Origin of the sequence: Methanofastidiosum sp., from assembly GCA_020854815.1 — an archaeon.
Classification (GTDB): domain Archaea; phylum Methanobacteriota_B; class Thermococci; order Methanofastidiosales; family Methanofastidiosaceae; genus Methanofastidiosum.
In genome coordinates this window covers 85,282-98,371 of record JAHKLW010000019.1, presented here as the reverse complement: position 1 = coordinate 98,371, position 13,090 = coordinate 85,282, and the positions used below count along the sequence as shown (strand labels likewise).

Below are 13,090 nucleotides of genomic sequence, written 5' to 3'. Positions count from 1 at the left end.
TTATGGCATAGGTTTTATATCAAACTTGATTTATTAAAAAAATTCTAATTCCGAATCTCTATTAATTTTAGGATAAATATATTTAAATATCAGATATAATAAATTCTAATATGAGCAACCCAAGAAATGCCTCTTCTGGATTTTCAAGAGAAGGAAAAGTTAAGAGAGTTTATGATGTTTCTGACAAAGAAATTGAATTTGAATTTACTGACAGAATCTCTGTCTTTGATAAAATAATACCTTCTAAAATTCCTTTCAAAGGAGAGACTCTATGTAGAGAAGGAACTTTTTGGCTTAAAGAAGCAGAAAAGTTGGGATTCTCAACTCACTTCATAAAGATGATTGACAAGAATAAGATGCTTGTGAAGAAAGTTAATATAATTTATGATTATAACAAAATTGATCACAATACAAAAAATTATCTTATACCCTTAGAATTTATCTGTAGGCATTACGTTGCAGGCTCTCTTCATGATAGAATTGAAAAGGGCAAGATAGACCCAAAGGAACTTGGATTCAACAAAAAAACAGTTGAGTATGGAGAAAAGATACCTGAACCTTTTATTGAAACATCTACAAAGCTTGAGCCATTTGATAGGCCATTGGAAAAGAAGGAAGCTCTAAGCATATCGAGCCTTACTGAAGAAGAATACCAGAATATCCTTGAAACAATAATTAAGATGGATTCAAAGATGTCAAAGATCGTTGAGAAGGGTGGCTTAATCCACGTTGATGGAAAAAAGGAATTTGGAATGAATGAAGATAGAACTCTAATGTTCATAGATGTATTTGGAACTGCTGATGAAGACAGATTCTGGGATAAGAAACTCTATGAGCAAGGTCAAATGGTAGAGTTGTCAAAGGAATTTGTAAGACAGCATTACATTAAAACAGGATATAAAAAAGAGTTATATGATGCTAGAGAAAAAGGTCAATCAGAACCAGATATTCCTGCATTACCTGATAGTATGATTAAGCAAGTATCTGATCTTTACATTAATATGTATGAAAGAATTACTGGTGAAAAATTTAGGTGATTTGTTTGAAGGTAGAAATTAAAGTTGGATTAAAAGAAGGAATTACGGACCCTGAAGGTCTTAATATTAAAAAATCTTTGAAATTGCTTGGTTTTGATGATGTTCAAAATGTTGAAGTGAAAAGAAGCTACGTCATAGAAATAAGTGGAAAGGATGAAAAGAAAATTAGAGAAGACGTTGATATGATGTGCAAAAAACTTCTGATTAATCCTGTAATCCACGATTACGAAGTGGAAATGATAAAATGAGTGGCAAACAAAATGTTTTTGAAATAAATCTTGACTTACCTGATGAAAAACTTCTAGAGATAAGTAGAAAAATAGGGATAGGTCTTTCTCTAGATGAAATGAAGTCAGTTAGAAATTACTTTAGAGAACAAGGTAGAAATCCAACAGACATTGAAATACAGGCAATAGGTCAGGCTTGGTCAGAACACTGTTGTTACAAATCATCAAAAAGTTTATTGAAAAAATATATTTTTAATATTGAAGCGCCTCAGAATATATTTGTTATTAAAGAAGATGCAGGCGTAGTTGAATTTGATAAAGATTATGCTTATGTTCTAGCTTTGGAGAGTCATAATCATCCATCAGCTGTTGAGCCATATGGAGGGGCGGCTACTGGAATTGGCGGTATTCTTAGAGATGTAGTCTGCATGGGGGCTCAGCCTGTTGCACTGATAGACCCAATATTTTTTGGACCTCTTGAGTTGCCTTATGACCAATTACCAAAAGGGGTAAAGCATCCTGAATTCATTTTTAGAGGCGTGGTGGCAGGAATCAGAGACTATGGTAACAGGGTAGGTATTCCGACTGTGTCGGGATCCGTTTATTTCCATCCTGGTTACACGGGGAACTGTCTTGTAAATGTTGGATGTGTAGGTATCATAAAAAAAGATGACATAATTCACAGTAGGGTAAAAGAGCTTGGGGATATATTTGTCATGGTCGGTGGAAGAACAGGAAGAGATGGAATCCACGGTGTTAACTTTGCTTCTGCAGAACTTGATGAAGAGTCTGAAACATCTTCACGTTCGGCAGTTCAAGTAGGAGACCCTATAACAAAAGAGCCGTTAATACATGCATGCCTTGAAGCTAATAAAAAAAAACTTCTGAATGGTATGAAGGATTTGGGCGGTGGAGGACTATCTTGTGTAGTAGGAGAAATGGCCCACGCTGGGGGTTATGGTGCCAGAGTCAATCTAGAAAAAGTTTTGTTAAAAGAAAAAGGAATGAAACCTTGGGAAATATGGGTATCCGAATCTCAGGAAAGGATGATGCTTGCGGTCTCAAAAGAAAATCTTAAAGTGGTTCTTGATATTTTTGATAAATGGGATGTTAATGCAGCAATTATTGGAGAAACTATTGCTGAAAAAAGAGTCTTTGTTTATTATGAAGGTGAAAAGATATTTGACATGGATTCTGAATTTTTGACAGGTGGCCCATTATACGCAAGAGATGTAAAGGTAGTCGAACGGGATCAGAAAGATATCCAAACTCAAACACCCAACGATACAAACGAGATATTAATCAAGATGCTTTCAGATCCAAATATTGCATCAAAGGATTGGGTTATCCTTCAATATGATCATACTGTTAGGGGTTCAACTTCACTTACGCCACTATATGGGGATGTTGTTAACTTTTCACCACAGGATTCTGCCATCATAAAGCCTGTAGAAGAAATTAACAAAGGATTGGTAGTCTCAACAGCTGTAAATCCATTCTTAATGGAATATGATCCATACTGGGGTGCGGCTTCTGCTATAGATGAAATTTATAGAAATATTGTTGCAGTTGGCGGTAAACCTCACTCGTTGGCAGATTGCCTGAACTTTGGAAATCCCGAGAAACCGGAGAGGTTCGGGGACTTTTATCAGGCCGTAATGGGATTAAATTTTGCCACAAAAGATCTTCAAGTATCATTTTCATCAGGCAATGTAAGCCTTTACAATGAAAGTATGGTTGGAAGCTGTCCTCCAACGCCAACTATAGTCGGAATTGGGATAATCGATGACATAGATAAGAAGGTAAGTTCCAACTTCAAGAAAGAAGGGGACTCAATTTACCTTATTGGTAATACTAAAAGGGAATTTGGCGGTTCATTGTATTACAGAATTTTAGGAATCGATGGGGGAATTGCTCCCAAAATGGATCCAGAGAAATTGATAAATTTTTCAAAGGTTCTGCTTGATTCAATGCAAAAAGGTATTGTGAAAAGCTGTCATGATTTAAGCGAGGGAGGCTTGGCTGTTGCTATTGCTGAAATGGCATTTGGTAGTGATTATGGTGCAGAAATTGAATTACCAATTATAAAAGATATGAGGGCAGATGAATTCATCTTTTCAGAATCAAATACCAGATGGGTAGTTGAAGTTAAAGACGATAAGGAATTTGAATCTCTGTTCACCAAAAATAAAGTACCTTTCATAAGAATTGGAAAAATATCGGGCAAGAATCTAATGATAAAACAGAATGGAGTTAAAATAGTAGATGCGCCTGTTGAAAAATTAAGAGATAAATGGAAAAATGCAATTTGGGAGCATATGGGGTGATTCGATGGACAGGTCTGAGATTAAAGTTTGTGTTTTGAGAATAGAGGGAACAAACAATGAAGATGAGATGTACCATGCTTTCAAGAGATTAGGTGCCTCACCTGAACTTGTTCATTTGAAAGATCTCAAAGATCTATTTGATTATAATTGCCTTATGATTCCTGGAGGATTTTCTGCAGGGGATTATGTAAGGGCAGGGGCGATATTTGCCTCAAGGATAAGGGCAAGACTGGCAAATGACTTACATAGGTTCATAGATGAAGGTTGGCCTGTAGGAGGGATTTGTAATGGATTTCAAGTTCTAGTTGAGCTTGGAGTCCTACCTGGATTTAAAAGAATGGATTATCCTGATGCTTGTCTATTTTTGAATAATTCTGTAAGATTTGAATGTAGGCCAACATTATTAAAACATGAAAACAAAGGCAAATGTGTCTTCACAAGGAATATACCTAGAGGAGAAGTAATGCTTGTTCCATCGGCTCATGGAGAAGGAAAGTTACTGTTCCCAAGAGAAAAGGAAAAAGAATACTTTGATAGATTATTTGAAAATGATCAAGTTGTATTTAGATATGTTGATAAAGATGGAGAATACGCTGGGTACCCTTGGAATCCAAATGGCTCGGCACATAATATAGCCGGTATTTGTAATGAGGCTGGAAATGTATTTGGAATGATGCCACATCCTGAAAGAGCCTATTTCGATAAAAATAAGAATGGGATTTCTGGTATGAAACTCTTTGAATCAGTTTTAAAATATATAGAGGAAAAATAAAAATGTGCGGCATATTAGGTACTTCATCAAATAATTCTGCATATGAATGCTATAGAGGGCTTTTGGCTATTCAACACAGGGGACAAGATTCGGCGGGTATACTATCATTTGATGGTATAGTACATCAGAAAAAAGAAAAAGGTCTTGTGTTGAATGTTTTCAACAATGAAGAGCTATCTAAACTTGAAGGGTCTAAAGCTATAGGACATGTAAGATATCCAACGGCTGGAACCAATACACTTTGTGAGGCTCAGCCTTTCTTTTTGAGTTATCCTTATGGGATAGGTCTTGCACATAACGGTAATATTACGAATTATCAGGAACTAAAAGAAGAACTTGAGAAAAAGCATAGATGCATTCATTCAAATTCAGATACTGAGGTTATGATAAATATTCTTTCTGAAGAGTTAATGAAAAATGATACATTTGAGGCTATAAAAGGAACTATGGAAAGAATTGATGGCAGCTATTCTACTGTAATGCTATTACCAAAAAAACTCATAGCTTTCAGAGACCCTTATGGAAACAGGCCATTGGTATTTGGAGAAAAAACTAATTTGAATGAAACTGCATTTTCTTTTTCTTCTGAAAGTGTAGGACTAGATGTAAATGGTTATTCTTTGATCAGGGATCTATTGCCTGGGGAGGCAATAGTTGTTCAAGATAATAAACTTGAAAAGAGATTGTTATGCCCAAAAGGTAGGGCACACTGTATGTTTGAATGGGTTTATTTCTCAAGACCTGATTCTGTTATAGAAGGCAAAAGTGTGTACGAAGCTAGAATAGAACTTGGGAAGAATATAGAATTTGAGGGAGAAGGGGACGTAGTTATACCTGTACCTGACACAGCAAGGACAGCGGCTTTAGGATTCTCTGAGAAGTATGGGATTAAACAAAGAGAAGGTTTGATAAAAAACAGATACATTGGTAGAACTTTCATAATGCCAACTCAAGTTTCAAGAGACATAGCAGTTAGAGATAAATTAAATGTGATAAAAAGTGAAATTAGAGGAAAAAAAATCATTCTTGTGGATGACAGCATAGTTAGAGGAACAACGAGCAGAAGAATTGTTAATATGTTAAGAGATCATGGCGCTAAAGAAGTTCACATGATATCTACATGCCCTCCAATTAAACATCCATGTTATTATGGCATAGATATGCCAACTGAAAAAGAACTAATTGCTGCAAGGAGTACAGAGGAAGTAGCAGAAAGAATTGGTGCAGATTCAGTTACATACCAGACAATAAAAGGATTGGTGAAGGCAATTGGACTTAAAAAAGAAGAACTGTGCCTTGCATGTCTAAATGGTGATTATCCAACACATATACCTGAAGAAACAAGGATGTCCCTTACAAAAACAAGAGAATGTGAGAGAACGTGAGAGTATAGGAATAGTGGTATTTTGAATGAAGTGTGGGCAGTTATAGGTGGGGGAGCAAGAGAATGGGCCTTGGCAGAATCAATTACAAGATCTAAAGAAGTATCAGAAGTCCATGTGCTACCTGGAAATCTTGGAGGGGCTTTTGAAAAAAAATGCATCTGGCCCATTGGAAATGATAGAGTCAAGATTAAAAATTTTAATGATGTGAAAAAATTTTTTATCGATTATAAACAAGAGATTCAAGAAAATAATGGAAGAGTGAAGAGACTTGATGACCTTGGGGATATTATTTCTTATCTTTCTGAAAATAACATTGATATGGTAATCGGAGGTCAAGAAAAGTATCTTTCTCTTGGATTAAAAGAAAGATGTGAAAAAAAAGGGATAACTTGTTGGGGCCCTACTTCTAAAGCCATGATAGTAGAGGCCGATAAATGCAATACAAATGACCTTATGAAGAAATGGAACATACCATGTCCACAGTTCGAGAATTTTTATAATCCAGAATCCGCCAAAGCTTTCTTAAAGGAAAATTTTGGTAAAAATGGAAAGAAATATGTTGTAAAGTATCCTTATCTGCTGGACGGTAAGGGTTCAAGGGTCTGTAATACCCTTGATGAAGCTTTGAGTGCTGTTGATGACTTTATGGTGTCTAGTATTATTTGTAATCCAGTAGATAAGTTGACGATAGAGGAAAGGCTCTATGGTGAAGAGGTAATGGTTTTTTATGCAGTTCATGAAGGTCATTTTAAATATCTTGGGAGTGCAAAAGATTTTCCGGAAAGATTTGATTCGGAAGATACATTTTTGATTGATAGATTCAATAAAAGAATGGGCCACCCAGGGCAGATGGTAAACTATATCACAGGTGGAATGGGTGTTGTCGCCCCACATCCACTTTTGAAAGATAGAGATGATTTAGTTAAAAAAATTGAAGATACGATAATAAATCCTTTTTTAACTAATCTTTTAGAAGAAGAAAAAATAGCTTTTAATGGAATAATATACTTTGGCCTATGTGCTTTAAAAGAAAATAATTCTTACAACTTTTATGTTTTTGAAATAAATGGTAGAGATGGTTCACCAGAAGCTGAAGGCAGATGGCCAATAATAGATACTTCTCTATTTGATATAGCAAGAAAGAGTTATGAAGGAAAACTTGAAGAACTAAATGTGAAGTTTAAAGAAAATGTTTGTGTTGGTGTTTTCACAGTAAGCGGAAGTTTTCCATGGTTTAGAGGATGTGGATTTGAAGCTTCTCAAATGCCTCCTGGTTATCCGGGTAAACATCTAACTGGTCAAGTTATAGATTATTCTAATGAACTTCCAAATAATTCATTCCACAGACACGCTGGCACTTTTTTAACTCAAACAGGAAATATTGCAGTTGGCGGTGGGCGTATTATACTCGGTGGTGGATTAGCAAATACATATAGTGATGCCAGCAAAATTGCATATGAAGTAATATCTGATAAATATATCAGATTTGTTGGTAAAAATTTCAGAAAGAGAATTGGTGAAGGAATCGATTGACTGATCTATTATACAATTTTAATATCATTGCCTAACATTTTTAGTTTAAGTTAATAAAAATATGTAAAAGAGTCTATTTATGGTAGAATTTAATATTTTTATCTATTAGTATAACCAACCTTATAAACTAAAGATACATTTTATTCTTTAGGGCCATTAATGGCCAAATAAAGGAGTAATTAAAATGTATGACGATAGAAGAGGGGGATACGATAGACCTCCTCGTGAAATGCACAAAGCAACATGTGCAGCTTGTGGGCAGGAAACTGAAGTTCCTTTCAAGCCAGATGGAACAAGACCTGTTTACTGCAGGGAATGTTACCAGAAGAAAAACCCAAGAAGGTATTAAGAGTATTTTTGTAAAAGGGTATTTCTAGTGATTATAGGAAAAGTCCTTTTATTTTTTATATTTAAATTTTTAGTCAAATTAATATTTTTAAACAAAAATCTTTTTAATCCAAACACCTTTCTTGATACATGATTCTAATTATAGCCGGCTCAAAAAGTGATGAACAGATTGTTAATAAAGTAAAGAAAGTTTTTGATGAAAATAATGTTGAATATGAAATTCAATATGCCTCAGCTCACAGAGAACCCGAAAGAGTGGCAGAACTTGCTAAAAGAGATTATGATATTTTCATTACTATAGCTGGACTTGCCGCTGCACTTCCAGGCGTTGTTGCGTCTCACACAAAAAAACCTGTTATAGGTGTACCTGTTTCTTCTAAATTGGGTGGCCTTGATGCACTGCTCTCGATAGTCCAGATGCCAAAAGGTGTTCCAGTTGCATGTGTGGGAATTGATAATGGCGAAAATGCAGCATACCTTGCGATGAGGATTCTAGGAGTGAAATAATTGACAACTCCCAAAGATTATAAATCATCGGGTGTGGATATAAAAGTTGAAGAAAGATCTATTGGTATTCTAGTTTCAGTTATCAAAGAAACTCTTAAATTTAGAAAAGGAAAGATTGGTGCAGCTATTGGGGGTATAGGAAGTTTCTCAGGATTCATTGAATTTGGAGAGTATGCGTTATCACTGGCTACTGATGGTGTTGGGTCAAAAGTTCTTGTTGCGCAAAAATTGAATAAATATGATACGGTGGGAATTGACGTAATTGCGATGAATGTTAATGATGTCATATGTAACGGTGCGGCGCCAATTGCTTTTGTGGATTATATTGCATTGGAGAAAACTTCAGAGTATATTTTGGGCGAAATTGCAAAAGGACTTCTTGAAGGCGCAAGGCAATCAGATATGCCGATAGTTGGTGGTGAAACTGCAACTCTGCCAGATATAATAAAGGGTGATGGAGAAGGGTTTGATCTTGCTGGAACTTGCCTTGGTGTAGTTGAAAAAAACAAAATAATTTCTGGGAAAGATATTGTCCCGGGGGATGTAATTATTGGTATTGCCTCATCAGGGGTTCATTCAAATGGACTGACTCTTGCAAGAAAAGCTTTAGGTGAAGAAGATTATCCTGAACTTTTAATCCCAACTAGAATATATGTTAAACAGGTCTTAGATCTAATTGAAAATGTCAAGGTTAAAGGAATGGCGCATATAACGGGAGGCGGCCTTCTAAATCTTAAAAGATTGAAAAAAGGTATGGTGTTCGAGCTTGAGTTGCCTGAACCACCAATGATATTCAAGAAAATAATGGATACTGGAATAGAGATTGAAGAGATGTACAGAACCTTTAATATGGGAACTGGGTTTATGATAGTTGTTTCAAAAGAAGATAAAGATAAAACCCTAGAAATATTAAATAATTACTACCATTCATATTTAATAGGAAAAGTAATCGAGGGGGATAATATAAAAGTATATGTTAAAGGTTTGAATAAGTCTTTTATTTTATGATTTATTTAGTGTAATTTTCAAATCAAACCAAAAGACATAAAAACGGTATTTCAGTTTATCAACAGATTAGGGTAATCTAATATTATATCTTTCGATAATCCTTTCTTGAAAGTTTGTGGAGTGGTATGATGGCAAAATCCCAGTCAAAGAAAAAAAAAGAAGATATTAATTTTCCTAAGATTGGCGTTTATGTGTGCCATTGTGGCACTAATATAGCTGGTAGCGTGAACATAGATGAAGTTGTTAACTATTCTAAAACAATAGATAATGTGTCTGTTGTGCGAGAACATATCTACCTCTGCTCTGAACAAGGACAGAACATTATAAAGGAGGATATAAAAAAAGAAGGAGTTAACAGGGTCGTTGCCGCATGCTGCTCACCCAGAACACATGAAGAGATTTTCAGGAAGACTCTGGAATCGGCTAATTTGAATAAATACCTCTATGAGCAGGTTAATATTAGGGATCAGTGCTCGTGGCCCCATATTAAAGATAAAGAAAATGCAACTAAAAAGGCAAAGCAGCTTGTTAAAAGTGGGGTATATAGGGCCTCTGTATTAGAATCTTTAGAAGATAGAAAACTCTCTGTTTTAAAATCTGCACTGATAATAGGTGGTGGTATATCCGGTATTAATGCCGCACTAGATTTAGCCCGTAGTGGGTATAATGTATACATTGTTGAGAGAGACCCAAGCATCGGGGGTAAAATGGCTCAATTAGACAAAACATTTCCAACAAATGATTGTTCTGCGTGTATTCTTGCGCCAATGATGGTGGAGGTTTCAAACACTCCAAACATTGAGGTTCTTACATATTCTGAAATTGAAGATGTTTCCGGACATATCGGAAAATATCATATTGTTGTTAAGAAAAAACAGACATCGGTAGACTGGGAAAAATGTAACGGTTGTGGTGAATGTAACATAGTGTGCCCCATAAAGGTTGACAACGAATTCAACTGCAACATGGACAAAAGAAAGGCCATCTATATACAATTTCAGCAGGCAATACCAATGAAAGCAGTTATTGACAAAGACAAGTGTATCAAGTGTAAGCTTTGTGAAAAACGATGTCAAGTCGGTGCTATCGATATCTCAAAAAATGAAGATGAATTTGTTGAGTTCGATGTTGGAAGTATTATTGTCACAACTGGTTATGACCTATTTGATCCTAATAGAAAAGCTGAGTATGAATATGACCATCCAAATGTGATAACTTCTCTAGAACTTGAGAGGATGATGTGCGCTTCAGGCCCAACAAAAGGAGAGATTTTGAGACCTTCAGACGGTAGAAAACCACATACAATTTCTTTTATACAATGTGTCGGCTCAAGAGATGAAAAGACAAATGATTATTGCTCTAGAATCTGCTGCACATATTCAATAAAACATGCTAGACTTTTAAAGGAAAAATATCCTGATATAGACATTTTCATCCATTATATTGACTTAAGGTGTTTTGGGAAGGGTTATGAAGAGTATTATAGAATGGCTAGAGAAAAAGGAGTAAAATTCATAAGAGGCCGGATAAGTCAGGTTGACTCGATTGGAGATAGATTGGAGGTCTCAGGCGATGATGACACCCTCGGAGAACAGATAAGTGTTGTTGCAGATCTTGTTATTTTAGCTGTTGCAATGGAATCCTCTCAAGATGCAAAGAGAATTGCCAATTTATTGAATATAAGTACTGATAAAACAGGATTTTTCAAAGAAGTACATCCAAAATTGAAACCCGTCGGTACAGACAGTGATGGGATATTTATTGCTGGTGCATGCCAAGGGCCAAAGGAAATCCCAGATGCAGTAAGCCAAGGAAAAGCGGCGGCTTCTGCTGCTTCATCTCTTATGGCTAGAGGAGAGATAGAAATAGAACCTCTCTTTGCTCAAATAATCGATGATTTATGTGCAAAATGTAGAACTTGCGAGTCACTTTGTACTTACAAGGCAATTAAATATACAGAAGAAGATAAAATGGAAGTGGATATCGCCCTCTGTAAAGGATGTGGAGTCTGTAGTGCAGCATGCCCCTCTGGAGCTATCAAGGCAAATCACTTTACAAGCAAGCAAGTTAGGATGCAAATTTTGGCTCTTACGGAGGGTATGAAATGAAAATTGTTCTTAACAACACTAACAAAGAGCTAGTAAATAAAGTCATTGAATATGGTGGTAAAAGAGTTTACGAATGCTTTCAATGCGGGATGTGCGCTTCAGGATGTCCTGTTGCAAGCGATACTGATCATAAAATTAAAAGAACTATGCATCAGGTTCTTTTAGGCCTTGACGATCAAATATTGGATAAAAAGGCAATATGGCTGTGCACTACTTGCTTTATGTGCTTGGAAAGGTGTCCTCAAAATGCCGGACCGACAGAAGTTGTACTTGCGCTAAGAAGGATTTCTGCAGAAAAAGGTATTGTTCCAGAAGCTCAAGTTGAAGTTGCCAATAATATTTATCATCTTGGGCATGCAGTTACAGTTCAAAAGGGCGTAAAGCTTAGAGAAAAAGTTGATGCGCCACCACTAAAGACCGCAGGTTCAAACAAGAAATATATAATTGAAATCCAAAAAATAGTTGATTCCACTAATGCTGGTTCATTACTAAAGATAGGAAAGGATTGGAAGTCAAAAGGAGATGATGTGATTGCCTGCGACTGATTATGCATTATACACTGGATGCATTATTCCATTAAGATATCCCGATATCGAAAATTCAATAAGAGAAACAATGCCACTTCTGGGGGTCAATGTCTATGATATGGTTGGGGCAGGATGCTGCCCTCCTGGTGGTGCGTTCTGGTCAGTTGAAGAAATTTCAGGACTTGCGCAGAGTGCTAGGAATATATCGATAGCCGAATCAATGAATAAAGATTTAATGGCAGTCTGCAATGGGTGTTTTTGTTATCTTAAGAATAGCAATATTCTTTTGAAGAGTGATAAAGAAAAAAGAGAAAAAGTAAATATGATACTCAGTAAAATAGGAAGAAAGTATCAGGGTACAATTTATGTATATCATTTAGTTGAAATACTTCACGACCATATTGGTCCTGAAAGAATTAAGGAGGCTACGAAGATAAAATTAGATGGTGCCAAGGCTGCTGTACATTATGGTTGTCATCTATTGAGACCTTCAGACCATCTAATGGCTGAAAATCCTGAAAAGCCTCACAAACTTGATGCCTTAGTTGAAGCACTAGGTATGGAAAGTGTATACTACCCGAAGAAACTATCTTGTTGTGGTGCAGGAGGGGGGATGAGAGGAAATAATCCCGATGTTACTTTGAAGATTTTAGAAAAAAAACTTCTGAACATTAAATATTCAGACCCAGACTGTATTGTTACAGCATGTCCTTTCTGCTTCCTTCAGTTTGATTTAGGTCAGAAAGGTTTAAGAGATAAGGGTGAAGATTTCTGCATACCTGTTTTTTACTATAATCAACTTCTCGGGCTTTCAATGGGCCTTCCAAAAAAGAGGATTGCTTCCATTTCTGAAACTCCAAGAGATGGATTCATAAAAAAATTTTATGGTGTTGACTGATGAATAAATTTGAGCCCAATATTATAGGTTTTGTCTGTAATTGGTGTACATATGCAGGCGCCGATTTAGCAGGCTCTTCAAGATACAGCTATCCCCCAAACATCAAAATGATAAGACTAATGTGTTCGGGAAGGGTAGACCCTGCTTTTATTCTTGAAACATTTGCTAGGGGTGCTGATGGAGTGTTTGTCGGAGGATGCCATATACCAACTGATTGTCACTATCAGCAAGGGAACTTTAAGGCTTTAAAAAGAATCACATTGTTAAAAAAACTAATTGCAGATATGGGAATTGAACCTGAAAGATTAGAGATATTCTGGATTTCTGCCTCAGAAGGAAAGAAATTCTCCGAAGTTATGACTGCATTCACTGAAAAAATAAGAGAATTAGGGCCAAATCCAATAAGAGTTTGA

The 13,090-nt window shown here is 36.0% G+C and carries 13 protein-coding genes; all 13 read left to right on the top strand.

Annotation, left to right across the window (positions count from 1 at the left end; all coding sequences use genetic code 11):
• The first annotated feature begins 110 nt into the window (after positions 1 to 110).
• The 13 genes from KO464_02010 (at position 111) to KO464_01950 (ending at position 13,090) form a co-directional block, all read left to right on the top strand.
• On the top strand, positions 111 to 1,037 hold the full coding sequence (locus KO464_02010; GenBank protein ID MCC7572147.1) for a phosphoribosylaminoimidazolesuccinocarboxamide synthase: 927 nt from the start codon (positions 111 to 113) through the stop codon (positions 1,035 to 1,037).
• A 5-nt stretch (positions 1,038 to 1,042) separates the two neighbouring features.
• The gene (gene purS / locus KO464_02005) at positions 1,043 to 1,285 is read left to right on the top strand and encodes a phosphoribosylformylglycinamidine synthase subunit PurS (protein MCC7572146.1); all 243 of its coding nucleotides are present in this window, start codon (positions 1,043 to 1,045) and stop codon (positions 1,283 to 1,285) included.
• On the top strand, positions 1,282 to 3,591 hold the full coding sequence (purL, locus tag KO464_02000; protein ID MCC7572145.1) for a phosphoribosylformylglycinamidine synthase subunit PurL: 2,310 nt from the start codon (positions 1,282 to 1,284) through the stop codon (positions 3,589 to 3,591). The genes purS and purL overlap by 4 nt, the downstream gene beginning before the upstream one ends.
• Positions 3,592 to 3,595: 4 nt before the next feature.
• Complete coding sequence (gene purQ, locus KO464_01995) at positions 3,596 to 4,363, top strand: phosphoribosylformylglycinamidine synthase subunit PurQ (GenBank protein MCC7572144.1); 768 nt, start codon at positions 3,596 to 3,598, stop codon at positions 4,361 to 4,363.
• A gap of 2 nt (positions 4,364 to 4,365) precedes the next feature.
• A complete protein-coding gene (gene purF / locus KO464_01990) occupies positions 4,366 to 5,748 on the top strand; it encodes an amidophosphoribosyltransferase (protein MCC7572143.1) in 1,383 nt (460 codons plus the stop codon).
• Positions 5,749 to 5,769: 21 nt separating this feature from the next.
• The gene (locus KO464_01985; GenBank protein ID MCC7572142.1) at positions 5,770 to 7,281 is read left to right on the top strand and encodes a hypothetical protein; all 1,512 of its coding nucleotides are present in this window, start codon (positions 5,770 to 5,772) and stop codon (positions 7,279 to 7,281) included.
• 184 nt (positions 7,282 to 7,465) lie between these two features.
• Positions 7,466 to 7,630, top strand: a complete 165-nt coding sequence (locus KO464_01980; GenBank protein ID MCC7572141.1) for a DNA-directed RNA polymerase — start codon at positions 7,466 to 7,468, stop codon at positions 7,628 to 7,630.
• 128 nt (positions 7,631 to 7,758) lie between these two features.
• Complete coding sequence (gene purE, locus KO464_01975) at positions 7,759 to 8,136, top strand: 5-(carboxyamino)imidazole ribonucleotide mutase (protein MCC7572140.1); 378 nt, start codon at positions 7,759 to 7,761, stop codon at positions 8,134 to 8,136.
• On the top strand, positions 8,137 to 9,144 hold the full coding sequence (gene purM, locus KO464_01970; GenBank protein MCC7572139.1) for a phosphoribosylformylglycinamidine cyclo-ligase: 1,008 nt from the start codon (positions 8,137 to 8,139) through the stop codon (positions 9,142 to 9,144). It begins immediately after the preceding gene.
• Between the two features lie 128 nt (positions 9,145 to 9,272).
• A complete protein-coding gene (locus tag KO464_01965) occupies positions 9,273 to 11,252 on the top strand; it encodes a CoB--CoM heterodisulfide reductase iron-sulfur subunit A family protein (GenBank protein MCC7572138.1) in 1,980 nt (659 codons plus the stop codon).
• Positions 11,249 to 11,797, top strand: coding sequence for a 4Fe-4S dicluster domain-containing protein (locus tag KO464_01960; protein ID MCC7572137.1), 549 nt, complete (start codon positions 11,249 to 11,251; stop codon positions 11,795 to 11,797). Before KO464_01965 ends, KO464_01960 begins: the two co-directional genes overlap by 4 nt.
• Complete coding sequence (locus KO464_01955) at positions 11,784 to 12,677, top strand: CoB--CoM heterodisulfide reductase subunit B (protein ID MCC7572136.1); 894 nt, start codon at positions 11,784 to 11,786, stop codon at positions 12,675 to 12,677. The genes KO464_01960 and KO464_01955 overlap by 14 nt, the downstream gene beginning before the upstream one ends.
• A complete protein-coding gene (locus KO464_01950) occupies positions 12,677 to 13,090 on the top strand; it encodes a hydrogenase iron-sulfur subunit (protein MCC7572135.1) in 414 nt (137 codons plus the stop codon). Before KO464_01955 ends, KO464_01950 begins: the two co-directional genes overlap by 1 nt.